Annotated in this window: 14 protein-coding genes; all 14 read left to right on the top strand. The window is 75.0% G+C overall.

The features are described from left to right. Window positions 1-31 precede the first annotated feature (31 nt). The 14 genes from CXR04_RS03100 to CXR04_RS03035 all read left to right on the top strand — a co-directional run bounded on the left by CXR04_RS03100 (window position 32) and on the right by CXR04_RS03035 (window position 15,543). Entirely contained in the window at window positions 32-1,408 is a 1,377-nt protein-coding gene (locus CXR04_RS03100) for an ATP-grasp domain-containing protein (RefSeq protein ID WP_234380019.1), read from the top strand. Then, entirely contained in the window at window positions 1,405-2,676 is a 1,272-nt protein-coding gene (locus CXR04_RS03095; protein WP_101420368.1) for a type III PLP-dependent enzyme, read from the top strand. Before CXR04_RS03100 ends, CXR04_RS03095 begins: the two co-directional genes overlap by 4 nt. Before the next feature lie 62 nt (window positions 2,677-2,738). Continuing rightward, complete coding sequence (locus CXR04_RS03090) at window positions 2,739-3,020, top strand: acyl carrier protein (protein ID WP_101420367.1); 282 nt, start codon at window positions 2,739-2,741, stop codon at window positions 3,018-3,020. Window positions 3,021-3,029: 9 nt separating this feature from the next. Continuing rightward, window positions 3,030-3,791, top strand: coding sequence for a hypothetical protein (locus CXR04_RS03085; RefSeq protein WP_234380018.1), 762 nt, complete (start codon window positions 3,030-3,032; stop codon window positions 3,789-3,791). Next, window positions 3,788-4,732, top strand: a complete 945-nt coding sequence (locus CXR04_RS35480) for a hypothetical protein (RefSeq protein WP_234380017.1) — start codon at window positions 3,788-3,790, stop codon at window positions 4,730-4,732. Before CXR04_RS03085 ends, CXR04_RS35480 begins: the two co-directional genes overlap by 4 nt. Continuing rightward, window positions 4,729-5,967 carry an acyl-CoA dehydrogenase family protein gene (locus CXR04_RS03075; protein WP_101420365.1) on the top strand — a complete coding sequence of 413 codons (1,239 nt, stop codon included), beginning with the start codon at window positions 4,729-4,731 and terminating at the stop codon, window positions 5,965-5,967. The genes CXR04_RS35480 and CXR04_RS03075 overlap by 4 nt, the downstream gene beginning before the upstream one ends. Further along, complete coding sequence (locus CXR04_RS03070; protein ID WP_101420364.1) at window positions 5,960-7,318, top strand: MATE family efflux transporter; 1,359 nt, start codon at window positions 5,960-5,962, stop codon at window positions 7,316-7,318. The genes CXR04_RS03075 and CXR04_RS03070 overlap by 8 nt, the downstream gene beginning before the upstream one ends. Next, entirely contained in the window at window positions 7,319-8,029 is a 711-nt protein-coding gene (locus tag CXR04_RS03065) for a 4'-phosphopantetheinyl transferase family protein (protein ID WP_101420363.1), read from the top strand. After that, on the top strand, window positions 8,014-9,501 hold the full coding sequence (locus tag CXR04_RS03060) for a condensation domain-containing protein (RefSeq protein ID WP_101420362.1): 1,488 nt from the start codon (window positions 8,014-8,016) through the stop codon (window positions 9,499-9,501). The genes CXR04_RS03065 and CXR04_RS03060 overlap by 16 nt, the downstream gene beginning before the upstream one ends. Then, window positions 9,498-11,330: a hypothetical protein gene (locus tag CXR04_RS03055; RefSeq protein ID WP_101420361.1), complete on the top strand. Its 1,833-nt coding sequence runs from the start codon at window positions 9,498-9,500 to the stop codon at window positions 11,328-11,330. The genes CXR04_RS03060 and CXR04_RS03055 overlap by 4 nt, the downstream gene beginning before the upstream one ends. 270 nt (window positions 11,331-11,600) lie before the next feature. Continuing rightward, on the top strand, window positions 11,601-12,344 hold the full coding sequence (locus CXR04_RS03050; protein WP_101420360.1) for an ABC transporter ATP-binding protein: 744 nt from the start codon (window positions 11,601-11,603) through the stop codon (window positions 12,342-12,344). A gap of 1 nt (window position 12,345) precedes the next feature. After that, the gene (locus tag CXR04_RS03045; RefSeq protein ID WP_101420359.1) at window positions 12,346-13,194 is read left to right on the top strand and encodes an ABC transporter permease; all 849 of its coding nucleotides are present in this window, start codon (window positions 12,346-12,348) and stop codon (window positions 13,192-13,194) included. Window positions 13,195-13,232: 38 nt separating this feature from the next. Next, window positions 13,233-14,339 carry an ABC transporter substrate-binding protein gene (locus CXR04_RS03040; protein WP_101420358.1) on the top strand — a complete coding sequence of 369 codons (1,107 nt, stop codon included), beginning with the start codon at window positions 13,233-13,235 and terminating at the stop codon, window positions 14,337-14,339. Between the two features lie 52 nt (window positions 14,340-14,391). Then, complete coding sequence (locus CXR04_RS03035) at window positions 14,392-15,543, top strand: FAD-dependent oxidoreductase (RefSeq protein ID WP_234380016.1); 1,152 nt, start codon at window positions 14,392-14,394, stop codon at window positions 15,541-15,543. Window positions 15,544-15,549: the final 6 nt, after the last annotated feature.

The raw sequence follows: 15,549 nt of genomic DNA, 5'->3' as shown, positions 1-15,549 counted from the left end.
CCGCCACGAACGCCACGAGATGGGGGACGACATGACGGCCGACGACTTCATGAGCGGCGTCCGGCGCGCCTGCACCGGCGACCCGGCCGCACCGCTCGTACTGCTCGGCAACATCGAGGTCGAGCGCGACTGGGCGCGCGGCGAGCCCGGCGTGCCGGCCGTCGGGGACAACGCGCCCTCCGCGGTCGTCGCACGCATGGACGAGTTCGCGCTGCTGCTCGGCGGCGCGGGCGACCACGTCATCCTGAAGTCCGCGCCCGACCCCGGCTATCTGGACTACCTGCGCGGCCTGGGCCTCGACCTGCCGCACGTGCAGGTCACCGACCGCTGCGGGCCCGCGGTGCCCGTCACCGAGGAGGCGCTGGACTCGCCCGGCCTGCTCGCGCGGCTGCGCTCGCTCGGCGACGTCCGGCTCCTCCCGCACGGGATGTCGGCCGCCGAGGAGGAGTTGTGCCTGCGGGCCGGGCTCGCCGCCGCGCTGCCGGCCGCGGCGCTCGCCAAGCGGGTCAACAGCAAGATCTACAGCCGCCGGGTCACCGCCGAGCTGGGCGTGCCGCTCGCCGAGGGCTGGGAGTGCGAGTCGGTCGCGGAGTTCGAGGCCGTGGCGGAGAAGGCCGCGGCCCGGATCGCGGACGGCGCGGTCGTCGGCGTCAAGGACGCGTACGGCGTCTCCGGCAAGGGCATCGTCGTCGCCGGCCGGGCGCGGCGGCTGGAGCAGGTGGTGCGGATGGTGCGGCGGCGCGCGGAACGCACCGGGGACGACCGGCTCGCCGTCGTCGTGGAGGTGTGGGCCGACAAGGCCGCCGACCTCAACTACCACCTCACGGTGGGCCGGGACGGCTCCGTGCGCTTCGACTTCGTCAAGGAGGCGCTGACGGCGGGCGGCGTCCACCAGGGCCACCGCTTCCCCGCCCGGCTCACCCCGGAGCAGCACGCCGCCGTGCGGGAGACCGCGGCGCTCCTCGGCCGGCGGCTCGCCGCCGACGGCTACCACGGCCCCGTGGGCGTCGACGCCCTCGTACGGACCGACGGCTCGCTCCTGCCCGTGCTGGAGATCAACGCCCGCAACAACATGTCCACCTACCAGACCCGGCTGCAGGAGCAGTGCGTTCCCGCGGACGCGGTCGTCCTCGCCCGGCAGTACGACGTGCGGCTGCCCGCGCCCGTCCCGTTCGACCGGCTCGCCGCCGCCCTCGGCCCGCTCCTCTTCGACCGCGCTACCGGCCGCGGCGCGCTCCCCGACAACCACGCGACCGTCAACGCGGCCTTCGCCGGCCCGGAAGCGTCCCCGGCCGCCCCCGCGGACGGCCGCTTCTACTTCCTGCTCGCCGCCCCCGGCCAGGCGGCGGCCGACGCCCTGGACGCCGAAGTGGCCGCGCGCCTGACCGAGTTCGGAGACGTACGATGACCGACGCCACACCCGCCGCCCACTGCCAGGGCCTCGCGCTCACCGACCTGGCCGCCGAGTTCGGCACGCCGCTCTACCTCTACGACGCCGACCGGCTGCGCGCCCAGTACACCGGCCTGCGGGAGCGGCTGCACCCGGCGCTGCGCCTCTTCTACTCCCTCAAGGCCAACCCCAACCTCGCCGTCACCCGCACCATGCGCGAGCTGGGCGCCGGCCTCGAACTGTCGTCGCTGGCGGAGCTGGCCACCGCGCAGCGCGCCGGCGCCACCGGCGCGGAGATGCTCTTCCTCGGTCCCGGCAAGAGCCGCGACGAGATCGCCGCCTGCCTCAAGGCCGGCGCCCTGCTGATCGCCGAGTCGCTGCCGGAACTGGCCGTCATCGACGAGGAGGCCCGCCACCGCGGCACCACCGCCGAGGTGCTGCTGCGCGTCAACCCGGCGTTCGAGCTGAAGGGCGGCGGGCTGACGATGGGCGGCAAGCCGCGGCAGTTCGGCATCGACGAGGAAGTGCTCGACGCGCTCGCCCCCGCCGACCTGCGGCGGTACGGGAACGTCCGGGTGACCGGCGTGCACGCGTACATGGGCACCCGTATCCTCGCCGCCACCGCGATCGTGGAGAACACCCGGCGCATCCTGGAGCTGGCCGAACGGCTCGCCGGGCGGCTCGGGTTCGGCCTCGGCACGGTCGACGTCGGCGGCGGCCTCGGCGTCGCTTACCACGCGGCCGAGAGCGACCTCGACGCCGGCGAGCTGACCGCGGGCCTCAACCCCGTCGTCGCCGCCTTCCACGCCGCGCACCCGGACACCCGGCTGGTGATGGAGCTGGGCCGCTACCTCGCCGCGCCCGCCGGGACGTACCTCACCCGCGTCCGCTACACCAAGGAGTCGCGCGGCGAGCGCTTCGCCGTCTGCGACGGCGGCACCAACCACCACATGGCCGCCGTCGGCATCGGCTCGCCCTTCCGCCGCAACTTCCCCATGCACCGCGTCGGCGGCGGCGGACCCCTCGTCCCGTGGAACGTCACCGGGCCGCTGTGCACCCCCAACGACACCCTCGGCAAGGCCGTCGACCTGCCCGCGGACCTCGCCCCCGGCGACCTCGTCGCCGTCACCCGCTCCGGCGCGTACGGGCCGAGCGCCTCGCCGGTGCTGTTCCTCAGCCACGGCCACCCCGCCGAGGTGCTGGCCGCCGGCGGGCGCGCGCGTCTCGTACGGCGCCGCGACACCGTCGACGACCTGCTGGAGCGCCAGTCGGACCCCGCGCCGTAGCCCTCGCCCCCGGCCACCGTACGAAGCACGCACGCAGCAACGTTTCCCTCAGGAGGCAGAGCATGACCACGCACGTCGACGAGGCCCGGGCCGACCTTGCGGCCAAAGTCATCAGGTCGCTGGAGGTCGTGCTGCGCAAGGACCTCGCCGAGGCCACCGCGCAGACGAAGCTCTTCGAGGAACTGGGCCTGGACTCCACCAGCGTCCTCGAACTCCTCATGACGCTGGAGGACGACCACGGCATCGAGATCGACCCCGAGACCCTGGAGCCCGAGCACCTGGAGACGGTCGGCGCCGTGTGCGCCTTCATCGAGGCGTCCGCGGGCCCGGGCGCGGCGGGCTAGGCGGTGGCGATGCCCGTCGCACTGGAGCGGCTGACCGCCGTCGGCCCGCCGCCGGCAGGACACGGCGGCACCACGGCCGCGGACCTGCGGGAGTACGCCGACGACCTGGAGACGGTCTACGGCCCGCTGCCCGACCGCACCTGGCTGGAGCGGGGCGAGCGGGTCTCGTACCCGGACCTCGTGACGGCCGCCGCCGCCGTGCTCGGCGGCCGGGACAGCGGCGTGGAGCTGCTGCTCACCGTCACGCCCGTGCCGGACTGCCAGGCGCGGGTGCTGCCCGGCTGCCTGCTGGCCGAGCTGCTGGGCGGCCGGCCGCAGGTCGTCGGTGTCAACGACCAGGGCGCGGCCGGGGCGTTCACCGCGCTGCGCCTCGCGCGCGGCCGGATCGCGGGCGGCGAGGCGCGGCGGGCCGCGATCGTCGTCATGGAGCAGTCGACGCTGCCGCCGGAGCACGGGTACGCGCTGCCGCCGGGCAGCGGCGCGGCCGTCGTCGTGCTCGGCACCGGCACCGGGCCGCGCCTCGCCGAGCTGACCGTACGCCGCGTGCCCGCCGCGGCCCGGCGTCCGGACCGGCGCTCGGGCGGCTGGCTGCGGCCCTGGTACGAGGCCGCGCTGCGGTACGCCGCCGACCCGGGCGGCGGGCTCGCCGTCGCCGACCGGGACGAGGCCCTGGGCTACGACTGCCGGGCGCTGTTCACGCCGGTGCCCGCCGCCGGCGGCCGGCTCACCACCCCGTTCCCGCAGCAGAGCGCACTGGAGGCGCGGACGTGACCGTACGACCGACCCGGCAGCAGGGACCGGTGCCCCTCACCGCGCTCGGGCTGCGCTGCCGCGCCCGCGCCAAGGCCGAGGGCCCGGCCCCGGCCCTCGCCGAACTCCGCGCGGGACTCGGCCCCGACGCCCGCGCCTGGGGCCCGGGCGGGCACGCCGTGCTGCCGCTGGCCGCCGCCGAGGCGCCGGGCGGCGCACCGGTCGCCACCCTGGAGTTCGCCTCCGGCGACCTCGGCGTGTGGCGCGACGCGCGCCACCGCGACGGCACCACGGGACCCTGGGCCGCGGGGGTGCTGTGGATCCGGCTCGGCCTCACCGAGCACCTGCTGCGCACCGCGGCCGACTACCTGGCGGGCCGCCGGGTGGGCGGCGAGGTGCTGGCCGGCATCGCGTCCGTACGCACCACCCTCGGCGAGGCCGCCGCGGACCTCCTGGAGGCCCGCCTCCTGCTGGAACACGGCCCGGACGACGGCGGACCCGCGACAGCGGAGGCCGCACCGCCCGGAGAATCCGCGACCGGACCGGACCACCGACCGGCATCCGGGCCCGGCGCTGCGGAAGGCGCCCCCGGGACGGCGGAGGCCGAGCGCACCACCGCCTCCGGCGCGTCCGCGACCGGGCCGGGCCGCAAGGCCGTGGCCGGGCCGCGCCACCACACCGTGTCCGGGCGGGCCGCGGGCGCCGACGCCCCGGAGCCGCCAGGCCCCTGGGCCCCGGCCGACGGACCCGGCGCGCTCGCCGCGTCCAGCGCCGAAGGCGCCTCCCGCGCCGCCGAGGCGCTCGTACGGGCGCAGCGTGCCGTGCTGCGGCTGCTCGGTGCCGCCGGGTATCTCGACGCCGGGCCGGGGCGGCTCGCCCGCGCCGTCGACCTGCTGGCCGACGTCCATCCCGTCGCTCCCGAGCCGGCGCCCTGCCACCACGCCACCGAGGTGAGCCCATGACCACGACCCCGGCCCGCACCCTGCCGCCGGCCCGGCACCGGCCGCCGCCCCCCGGCCCCGCGCGGCTCCGCGCCGCCGTCGAGGAGTACGCGCAGGCGTTCCGCGCCACCGCACTCGCCATGGACGAGCCCGGCGCCGACCCTCGGACCCTCAACCCCGTCGTTCACGACGCCTACTTCCCCGTCCTCCTCGGCCTCCCGCCCGCGTACAACCCCGACCCGCTGATCGTCGACGGCCGCCCCTGCCACCTCCACTCCTGCGTCGAGCGCGTCGTCGTCTACGAACGCCTCGCCTGGGGCGACGCCGCGCTGATGGTCGCCGCCCCCGGGCCCTCCCTCTCCGGCGTGCTCACCGAGGAACTGGGCGACGACGAGCAGAAGGAGCGCTACTACACCACCCTCGCCGCCCGCCCCACCTGGACGTTCTTCGCGCTCACCGAGCCGCACGCCGGCTCCGACGCCACGGCGCTGACCACCGCGCTCACCGAGACCGGGACAGGGACAGGAGCCGGGGCCGGGGCCGATGCCGGCGCCCCGGCCCCGTACCGGCTCAGCGGTGTCAAGAAGTACATCGGCAACGCCGTCCGCGCCGACCTCGGCGTCGTCTTCGCCCGCATCAAGCCGGGCCCCGTCGGCGTCGTCGCCGTGCTCGTCGAGCCCGCCAGGACCGGCTTCACCGCCACCGCGCTGCCCACCACAGGCATGCGCGCCATCGGGCTCGGCGAGATCCGCCTCGACGGCGTGCCCGTGGCCCGCTCCGACATCCTCGGCATGCACCTGTCCGCCACCCGCCGCGGCATCGTCGGCGCGATGCGCACCTTCAACCGCGCCCGCCCCGTCGTCGCCGCCATGGCCCTCGGCATCGCCCAGGCCGCCTGGGACTACGCCGCCGACCACCGCCGCGCGCTGCGCGCCGGCGAGTCGTACGCCATGGACGCGCTGCGCCGCCGGCTGGCCGGCACCCGGCGGCTGGTGCTGGCCGCCGCGGAGCAGGCCGACCACGACCCCGGCGACGGCACCGTCGCCTCCGCCGCCAAGTACCGGGCCGCCGAACTCGCCCTGGAGACCGCCGAGTACGCCCTCGGGCTCCTCGGCCCCGGCGCCCGGCTCGAACACCCGCTGCTCGACAAGCTGCACCGCGACGCCCGGGCCTTCGAGTTCATGGAGGGCACCGGCACCATGCAGCGGCTCAACCTCGCCCTGGGCCACCGGAAAGGCAGGATCCTCGATGACTGACGTCAAGGAGCACGGCGACCCGGCCCCGGGCGCCGCCCCGGCCCCGCCCGGCGACCTGCGCGCCAGGCTGCGCGGCCTGGCCGTCCCCATCTGCCTCGGCGTCGTCACCGGCCTCGGCGCCCAGTTCGCCATCTCGGCGCTGCTCGGCAACATGGGCGGCGACGCGCTCTACATCCGCGCCCTCTTCATCCCCGTCTCCTTCTTCTTCCTGGCGCTGGAGGAGGGCATCGAGATCAGCAGCCAGGTCGTCTCCGCCCGCCGCCGCGGCGCCGGCGCGGGCGAGGACTCGCAGCCGCCACTGGTACGCATCGGCGCCATCGCGCTCGGCTGCTTCGCCGTCGCCGCGGCGGTCATCGCGCTGGCCGCGCCGCAGATGGCCGGGACGCTCGACGTCGACGCCGCCGCGCACGATGACTTCGTGCTCTTCGCCCGGCTGGTCGCCGCGTCGTTCCTGCTGGCCGTCCTCACCTCGGTGGTCGCGGGCACGCTCCGCGGCTGGGGCAGCGCGCGGTCGGCGTCGGTCATCACCATTGCCGTCGCCGGGATGCAGGTCCTCGGGGTGTGGCTGCTCGGCTTCTACGCGGACATGGGCGTCTTCGCCGTCCCCGCGTCGATCGCCGGCGCCTCCGTGGTGGGCCTCACGTCGGGGCTGGTGCTGCTGGCGCGTGCCGGACTGCTGCGCTTCGGCGGTCCCGCCGAGCCGCTGAGGCAGACCGTGGGGATCCTGGTCGCCGTCGGCGTGCCGGTGGCGGTCTCGTACCTCTTCATCGCCGGCATGAACTACACCTCGCTGTGGGTGCTCTCGGACTTCGGCTCCGACGCCGTGGCCGGCTACGGCGGCGCGCACGCCGTTCAGGTGCTGTCCCTGTCGCCCGCGATCGCGCTCGGCTCGGCCGTCGCCATCACCATGAACCAGTCCCTCGGCGCGGGCGAGAGCCACCTGCTGCGGCCCGTCCTGCGTGAGGGCGTGCGGTACGTGCTGATGGTGTACGCGGTCCTGGCCGTCGCCGGCTTCGCGCTCGCCGGGCCGCTCGGCAGGCTGATGAGCGACGACGCCGGCACGGCCGCGTTCACCGACGACTACCTGACGGTCGTCGCGCCGAGCTGGCTGGCGTTCGGGCTGCTCAACATGGTGACGATGAGCCTGCAGCAGGTGCGCAACGGGCACATCACCATCGCCTCCGACATCGTCTACCTCGGCGCCGTCAACGTCGGCGGCGGGCTGCTCGCGCGCGCCGTGGACCACGCGGAGGCGTACTTCGCCGCCCTGGCCGTCGGCAACGTCGTCATCGGCGCGCTGCTGCTCGCCACCGCCTGGCAGCGCTTCGGCCGCGCCGCGGAGGCGGCCTAGGTGAGCGGGGCCGGGGGAGGCGGGGCCGTACGGGTCTGGGACGTCGACCTGTCCGGCGACGCGGGTGCGGCGGGCCCCGCCGCGGAACTGCTCACCGACGGCGAACGGGCCCGCGCCGCGCGGCTCGCCGACCCCGTACGCCGCACGGCGCTGCTCCGCTCGCACGCCGCCGCCCGGCGGCTCCTCGCCGGCCATCTGCGGCTGCCGCCCGGGGAGATCGGCTGGACCGCGGGCCCGTACGGCAAGCCGGCGCTGACCGGCGCGGGCCGCGGCTGCGAGTGGAACCTGTCCCGCTCGGGGCTGCGCGCCCTGGTCGCCGTCGGCGGCGCCGCGCCCGTCGGCGTCGACCTCCAGGCGGAGCACCCGCACGGCGACCCGCTGGCGCTGGCCCGGCGGTTCCTCGCCCCCGCCGAGGCGGCCCAGCTCGCCGCGCTGCCCGCGGGCGGCGCCCGGGTGCGGCGGCTGTGCCTGCTGCTGGCCCGCAAGGAGGCGTGGGCGAAGGCCGCCGGCGGGCGGCTGCTGGACTTCCTGCGCTACGACGTCGGCGCCGCCGCGCCCGGCGCGCCCCGGCCGGTGGGCGGGGCCGGGTACGCCGTCGCCGACCTTCCGATCGGACCGGGGTACGCCGCCGCGGTCGCCACCACCGGCCGCACGACCGGCCGCATCGACTACCGCAGTTGTGACTGGAGGGACCTGTGCGTACCGAACTGAGCGAGGTGGCGGGCCACACCGCCCGCGTCGTCACCGTCGGCATCGCCGGAGCGCCAGCGGGCCGCGGGCCCGTGACCTGGGGCCAGTGGGCCATCCGGCGGGCGATGCTCGACACCGAGCCCGACGACCACGGCACCAACGTCAAGGTGCTCGTACCCGTGGAACCCGCCGTCCCCGCCGGCCGCGCGGCCGAGGCCGTACGGGGGCTGCTCACCGTGTACGACGCGCTGCGCACCCGCGTCCACGTGGACGGCGACGGAGCGATGCACCAGGAGCTCGACGGCGGCGGCACGTTCGGCGTGCACCTCTTCGACGCCGATGACACCGAAGCGGCCACCGCGCTCGCGGACGCCGTGGAACGCCGGTGGCGCGCCGTGCGGTTCGCGTACGACCGCGAGTGGCCGGTGCGCGCCGCGCTGGTCTGCGTCGACGGAAAGGCAGTGCGCGCCGTACTCGTCCTCGCGCACGTCGCCACCGACGCGATGGGCCTGACCCTGCTGCACCGCGCGCTGACCGAGCTGCTGCGCGGCGCCGACCCCGCGGCGCTGCGCGCCGCGAGCCGCGGCCACCAGCCGCTGGCGGAGGCGGGGTTCCAGGCGTCGGAGAAGGGCCGCAAGCGCGACGCGACGGCCCGGCGGCACTGGGTGGAGTCCCTGCGCGACGCCCCCGAGCGGCTGTTCGCCCGCCGGCCGGGGGCGGACCCGCGGTTCCGGCAGGCGGTGCTCGCCTCGCCGAGCCTGCCGGGGGCGCTGCGGACGCTCGACGAGCACTGGCGGATCAGCTCCTCGGCGATCCTGCTCGCCGCCGCCTCGGCGGTGGTGGCCCGGCAGTCGCGGCACGACCGCGCCGTGTTCCAGGTGATGGTGAGCAACCGGTTCCAGCCCGCGCTGCGGGACGCGGTGAGCACGGTGACGCTGGAGGGGCTGTTCACGCTCGACGCGGGGCTCGAACCCGGCGCGGGGCCCGCGGCGTTCCAGGCGCTGGCCCGGCGCGCGGCGCAGGCGGCGATGAAGACGTACTACCACGCGTACTACGACAAGTCGGCGCTCCTGGCCGACCTGCGCGGGCTGGACGAGCGGCGCGGCCGGCCGACGGACCGCACCTGCTGGTACAACGACCTGCGCGACATGATCACCGAGGCGCGGTCGGTGGACCGGCGCGAACACGCGGGCGTGCGGCCCGAGAAGTCGGTCATCGAGTGGCAGACGCTCGGCCGGCAGTCGGAGACGTCGGTGGCCTGGCACGTCTACAGCAGCCGGCACTTCATGCCGGTGTCGCTGACCGTGGACACCGGCCTGATCGACGAGCCGGCCGCGGAGGCGATGCTGACGGGGTTCGAGGCGCTGATCGTCGACGCGGCGGCCGCTACGGAGACGGCGGAGACGGGGCGCGCGGCGGAGGCGGCGGAACCGCGCGCCGGATCGGCCGCCGGCGCGGGTGCCCCGGGCCGGGGCCGGGCGGCGCGCGCATGACGCGACCGCCCGTCCGGCTCGGCACCGTCGTCATGTGCCACCCCTCGCGCCTCGCCGGAGCCGAGCGGGTCGCCGCCGAGTGCGCGCCGCTGCCCGCCCGTATCGTCAAGGACCCCGAGCCCGGCGGCTTCCCGAGCCCGCTGCGCACCGCGAAGGCCGCCTGGGCGGCGGTCGCGCCCGGCGCGACCCACCACCTGGTGGTGCAGGACGACGCCCACCTCGCCCCCGGCTTCGCCGGACACGTCACCGCGCTCCTCGAACGGCACCCGGACCGGGCCGTGTCGCTGAGCGTGCTGTGGGTGTCGCCGTACAACTCCTACCGGGTGCGGCAGGCGGCCGTGGGCGGCTACGCCTCGGTGCGGCTGGCGCCGTGGGAGTGGGTCCCGTCGCTGGCCCTGGCGCTGCCCGCGGACACCGCCCGCGAACTCGCCGCGTACCTCGCGGAGTTCCCCGACGACACCCGCGACGACGACGAGCACATCGCGGTGTTCTGCGCCGAGCGCGGCATCCCCGTCGTGGCGCCGGTGCCGCACCTGCTCGACCACGGCGTCGGGCCCTCGGTCGCGGGCAACGACCACCACGGCATCCGGCTCGCCGTCGCCTGCGCGGCCGGGCCCGTCGCCACCGCCCACTGGGACGGCCCGGAGCTGACCGACCCCGCGCGCCACGGCGGCCTCGGCTACGCCGTCGAACTCGTCGCGTCCCGCTGCCACGTACGGATCCGGCGCAGCGGCGAACAGGAGGCGGCCGAGCAGCCGTTCACCTGGCCGTGGCGCCCCTGGTCGGCGCTGCTGGGCGTGGCGCACGAGACGATCGCCGCCGCCGCCCGCGCGGCCGGACCCGCGCCGCGGGCGCTGCCCGCGGAGACCGCCGGGGAGGTGTGGGCCGCGGGCTACCTCCTCGGCGCGCTCACCCCGGACGGCGGCGACGAGCGGGCGGAGCACCGTCGCGTCCGCGAGGACGCCCGCGCGGCGGCGCTGCGGAGCTGGATCACCGCCGGACTGCGCCCCGGCGACCTGGCGGCCCTCGGCGAGGAGGGGTGCGCGGCGGCGGCGGAGTGGGCCGCGCGCGCGGTCGCCGCGGGCCGGGCGGCGAGGGAGGCGAGGCCGGCGGGGGAGGAGACGGCGGCGTACGGAGCGGGCGCACCGGTGCCGTACGAAGAGGGGCCCGCGGCAAGGGAGGACACGGCCGCGGCAGACGGGGCCGCGCCGGTCCCGTACGAGGGCACGCCCGCGGCGTACGAGAGCGGACCCGTCGCGCCCGCCCGTACGGACCCCGCCGCCGACCCCCCGCAACACCCCGCCGTGGCGCGGATGGCACGCCGCGAGGCGCGCCTGCTGCTCGCCCCCGCACCCGAGGAACTGCCCGGCGTGCGGCTCGGGGTCGTGCCCTGCCCGGACCACCCCGGCGCCGATCCGGCCCTGCCCACCCGGGACTTGCCGGTGCGCTGGCTCGGCGAGCACCTCAGCGAGGTGGCCGGCGACTCCACCCTCGTCGTCCACGCCTGCGAACGCCTCGAACCCCGCCCGCTCGCCGGTCTCGCCGCGCTCCTCGACGGCGGCTGGAAGGGCACCGTCGAGACCCGCGCCGCCACCGTGGCGCGGCTGCGCGCCGCCGGGCTGCGCGGCGAGGCGCTGACCGCGGCGGTGGACGATGCCGAGCGCCGGTTCGCGGCCGGCGACGGGGCCGTCGTCACCCTCCCCGCGGCGTGCCGCCCGGCGGGCGGCACGCCGCGCCGGCTCTGGCCGCACGACGACCCGGAACTGTCCGCGGCCGACGGCGCGTACGCGCGGCTGCGGCTGCAGTACGTGCGCGAAACCCGGCTCTAGAACCGCGAGCGAGAGAGCCGTCCGCGCCGAAGGGGCGGCCGGTGCACCGAGTGACCACCGGTGCACCGGCCGCCCCTTTGTGTGTCCGCGCTGGGTCGTCCGAGGGAAACCCATGTTTCCTCTCTTGACGGCCTCGGGGTGACGTGCCTAACGTGCTTGATAACACATTCTTAGACAGTGATAACCCGATCGGCCAACTCCGGTGTCGCTCTGATGCGCGGAGAGGAGCTTTCCATGGAATCCATGGGGATTTCAGCGCAGGGTATCGCGATGAGTTTTGCTCGGCGCGAGCAGGAACAGACGGTTCTGGAGAACCTGGACCTCGACATCACCCCCGGCAGCTTTGTCACGCTGCTCGGCCCTTCCGGCTGCGGCAAGAGCACGCTGCTGAAAATCCTGGGCGGCATCCTCGAACCCACGGAGGGCACCGTGCGGATCGGCGGGCAGCCGGCCGCGGACGCGGTCAAGGACCGCGTCATCGGCCTCGTACCGCAGCGGTCCGCGCTGCTGCCGTGGAAGTCCGCGCTGCAGAACGCGAGCATGCTGCGGCAGATCGCCGCCGGCGAGCGCGCCGCCGCGGCCGCCCCCGCGGCGCGCCGGGCGCTGGAGCTGGTCGGCCTCGCCGCGGCGGAGGACAAGCTGCCGCACGAGCTGTCCGGCGGCATGGCGCAGCGCGTGTCCATCGCCCGCGCGCTGGCCATGGACCCGGCCATCCTGCTGATGGACGAGCCGTTCGGCGCCCTGGACGCCATCACCAGGGACGAGATGAACCTGAAGCTCGCCGAGATCTGGGCGACGACCGGCAAGACCGTCGTCTTCGTCACCCACTCCATCTCCGAGGCGGTCTTCCTGTCCGACACCGTGCACGTGATGGGCCTGGACCGGGGGCGCTTCCTGGAGACGCTCGACGTCGCCCTGCCCCGGCCCCGCACCCGCGAGGTGCTCGACGATCCCGTGTTCACCGAGTACACGGGCCGGCTGCGCGGCCACCTGGAACCGAAAGCGACGGTCTGACATGGTGCTCGCACAGGACGAAGTGAAGAAGCAGGCGGGGCGCCGCCCCGGCGGCGGGCCCGGGCGCGGTGGCGCGGTGCGCTCCTGGATCCGGCGGGCGTGGCCCAGCCTCGCGGTGTTCGTCGCCGCCTTCCTGCTCTGGGAGCTGGCCGTCGAGGTCTTCGGCATCTCCAGCTTCGAGCTGGCCAAGCCGAGCGAGTTCCTCGGCGAGATGTGGCGCTCGCGCGACATGCTGTGGGACGCCGCCTGGGTCACCACCCAGGAGATCCTGTACGGCTTCCTGCTCAGCTTCGCCATCGGCGTGCTGCTCGCCGTGCTCATCGTCCGCTTCGGCTGGCTGGAGCGCGCCCTCTACCCGCTGATCGTGCTCTTCCAGGTCGTCCCCAAGGTCGCCCTGGCGCCGATCTTCATCCTCTGGTTCGGCTACGGTCTCGCGCCGAAGCTGCTGCTCATCGTGGTGATCACGTTCTTCCCGATCACCCTGAACACGATCGTCGGGCTCAAGGCCATCGACCAGGACCTGCTGCTGCTCATGCGGTCCGTGGGCTCGTCGCGGAACCAGATCCTCACCCGGATCCGGATCCCCACCTCGCTGCCGTACCTCTTCGCCGGCATGCGCATCGCGATCACCCTCGCGGTCATCGGCGCGGTGGTGGCGGAGTTCTCCGGTGCCCAGAACGGCCTCGGCTATCTCATCCAGTTCGCCTCGACGCAACTGGACACCCCGCTCATGTTTGCGGCCCTGACCCTCGTGTCCCTGCTCGGCCTGATCCTGTATTACGGGATGTCGCTGCTTGAGTTCCTGCTCCGCAAGCGATTCCCGCATATCACGGCCGACACCACCCGTTGAATCCGGCTTTGCATTCTCTCCTGCACTAGGAGCCCATCATGTTCCCCTCCGGAAAGAAAATCAGGAAGAGTAGGAAAACTGTCGCCGGTATCGCGGGCGCGACGACCGCGGCACTCCTTCTCGCCGCCTGCGGCGGCGACTCGGGAGGTGACTCCGCCGACGGCGGACTCGACAAGGTCACCGTCCAGCTCGACTACCAACTCCGCGGCAACCACGGCATGTTCTACGTCGCCGACAAGCTCGGCTACTTCAAGGACGAGGGCATCGACGTCGACAGCATCAAGACCGGCACCGGCTCGCCCGACGCGCTGCGCATCGTCGGCACCGGAGGCGCCGACTTCGGCTTCGCCGACCTGCCGTCGCTCGTCACCGCGCGCTCCCAGGAGGTGCCCGTCACCACCCTGGCGGCGGTCAACCAGACCTCGCCGCTGGCGATGTGCACGGTGAAGGACAAGAACAAGCTGACGTCGATCGACGACCTGAAGGGCATGACGGTCGGCATCCACGCCGCCGGCTCCACCTTCCTCTTCTACCAGGCGCTGCTCGCGGGCAACGGTCTCGACCGCGGGGACCTCAAGGAGGTCAGCGTCACCCCGCCGTACGAGAACTACCTGATCCAGGGCAAGGTCGACACCGTCCCCTGCTACATCGACGCCGAGGTGCCGCAACTGGAGGACGCCGCCGGCGGCAAGGGCTCCCTCGACGTCCTGCTCGGCTCCGAGCACGGCTACGAGGCATACGGCTCCGGGCTGTTCACCAGCGACGACATGGTCAAGAACGACCCCGACCTGGTGCAGCGCTTCACCAACGCCTACATCAAGGCGTTCGGCTACGTGATGAAGCACCCGGACAAGACGGCCCAGATCCTCGCCGAGTCCTCCCCGGAGAACCGCGACAAGGCCGACCTGTTCGAGCGGCAGATCCAGGCGGACATCGACCACACCTTCACCAGCGCCGTCACCGAGAAGCACGGCCTGGGCGCCATGGACAAGCAGGCGTGGCAGGCGACCATCGACGCCCTCGCCGACCAGGACGTGCTCAAGGGCGGCACGCCCGGCGTCGCGGACGTCCACCAGGAGAAGTTCGTCGAGAAGGCCGCGAAGGCCGGCGCCGGATCCGGTGCCGGGAACGACGCCGGCAACTGAAGGCGCGGCCGGCCGCCCCCGGGCGGCCGGCACGACGAGTGGGAGCGGAGCTATGGAAACCACGGTTGACAGGCGGAAGCGCCATGCGGAGGTGTCCGGCGCCGGGTTCGCGGGGCTGACCGCCGCCGCGGCGCTCGCCCGGCGCGGGTGGTCGGTGCGGGTGCACGAGAAGGGGGCGGAGCTGCGCGAGCAGGGGGCGGGCATCGTCCTGTGGCACAACAGCCTCAAGGTGCTGAAGGCCATCGGCGCGTACGAGGCGGTGACGGCCGACTCGATGACACCCCCGTACTACGAGACCCGCTTCCAGCACGCCAGTGTGTCCCACGAGGACTTCGGCGGCCTGCCCTGGCGCACCATGACCCGGCCCTACCTGCACAAGTGCCTGCTGGACGCCGCGCTCGCGGCCGGCGTGGAGATCCGCACCGGCTCCGAGGTGGCCGCCGCGGACCCGCGCGGCCGGCTCACCCTCGCCTCCGGCGAGACGCTCTACGCCGACCTCGTCGTCGGCGCTGACGGGGTGAAGTCGAAGGTCCGCGACTCCATAGGCTTCGAGCAGGAGCGCTGGAAGTCCCGCGACGGGATCACCCGGTTCCTCGTACCGCGCCACAAGGCCGAACTCGGCCCGGGCGAGTGGGACAACGTCATCGACTTCTGGAACCTCGAACCCCGCTACCTGCGGGTGCTCTACGTGCCCTGCAACGACCGCGAGCTGTACCTCGCCCTCGGCGCGCCCCGCGCCGACGAACAGGGCAGCCGCACCCCCATCGACCTGGACCTGTGGACGTCCGCGTACCCCGAACTGACCCCCGTCCTCCGGGCCGCGGCCACCGCCGCCGACCCCCGCTACTACGGCTACGAGACCACCGCAGTCGCCGAGTGGCGCCGCGGCGCCGTCGCCCTCGTCGGCGACGCCGCCCACGCCATGCCCCCCGCCCTCGCGCAGGGTGCCGGCTGCGCGATGGCCAACGCCTACACCCTGGCGGTCGCCGCCACCGAGGCCGCCGACGGCGAACTCGACGCGGCGCTGGCCGGGTGGGAGGAGCTGGAGCGGCCGTTCACCGACCGCTGCCAGCGCCGCTCCGCCGACTTCGCCGCCACCCGCGCGATGTCCGAGGGCAACCAGTTCACGCTGGAGAACCTCGAAACCGCCCTGTACGACCCGACCAACCCCAACCGCCACGCCCTGTCCGTCGCGCGGAGCTAGAGGAGA

Origin of the sequence: Streptomyces sp. CMB-StM0423 (genome assembly GCF_002847285.1) — a bacterium.
In the GTDB taxonomy this organism is placed as follows: domain Bacteria; phylum Actinomycetota; class Actinomycetes; order Streptomycetales; family Streptomycetaceae; genus Streptomyces.
This window is presented reverse-complemented; position numbering and strand designations above follow the sequence as displayed.

What these genes read in the sequence shown, in the direction of transcription:
- CXR04_RS03045 (WP_101420359.1), top strand. Translation starts at nt 12,346, where the DNA reads ATGGTGCTCGCACAGGACGAAGTGAAGAAGCAGGCGGGGCGCCGCCCC.
- CXR04_RS03085 (WP_234380018.1), top strand. Translation starts at nt 3,030, where the DNA reads ATGCCCGTCGCACTGGAGCGGCTGACCGCCGTCGGCCCGCCGCCGGCA.
- CXR04_RS03075 (WP_101420365.1), top strand. Translation starts at nt 4,729, where the DNA reads ATGACCACGACCCCGGCCCGCACCCTGCCGCCGGCCCGGCACCGGCCG.
- CXR04_RS03070 (WP_101420364.1), top strand. Translation starts at nt 5,960, where the DNA reads ATGACTGACGTCAAGGAGCACGGCGACCCGGCCCCGGGCGCCGCCCCG.
- CXR04_RS03035 (WP_234380016.1), top strand. Translation starts at nt 14,392, where the DNA reads ATGGAAACCACGGTTGACAGGCGGAAGCGCCATGCGGAGGTGTCCGGC.
- CXR04_RS03100 (WP_234380019.1), top strand. Translation starts at nt 32, where the DNA reads ATGACGGCCGACGACTTCATGAGCGGCGTCCGGCGCGCCTGCACCGGC.
- CXR04_RS03050 (WP_101420360.1), top strand. Translation starts at nt 11,601, where the DNA reads ATGAGTTTTGCTCGGCGCGAGCAGGAACAGACGGTTCTGGAGAACCTG.
- CXR04_RS03090 (WP_101420367.1), top strand. Translation starts at nt 2,739, where the DNA reads ATGACCACGCACGTCGACGAGGCCCGGGCCGACCTTGCGGCCAAAGTC.
- CXR04_RS03055 (WP_101420361.1), top strand. Translation starts at nt 9,498, where the DNA reads ATGACGCGACCGCCCGTCCGGCTCGGCACCGTCGTCATGTGCCACCCC.
- CXR04_RS03095 (WP_101420368.1), top strand. Translation starts at nt 1,405, where the DNA reads ATGACCGACGCCACACCCGCCGCCCACTGCCAGGGCCTCGCGCTCACC.
- CXR04_RS03040 (WP_101420358.1), top strand. Translation starts at nt 13,233, where the DNA reads ATGTTCCCCTCCGGAAAGAAAATCAGGAAGAGTAGGAAAACTGTCGCC.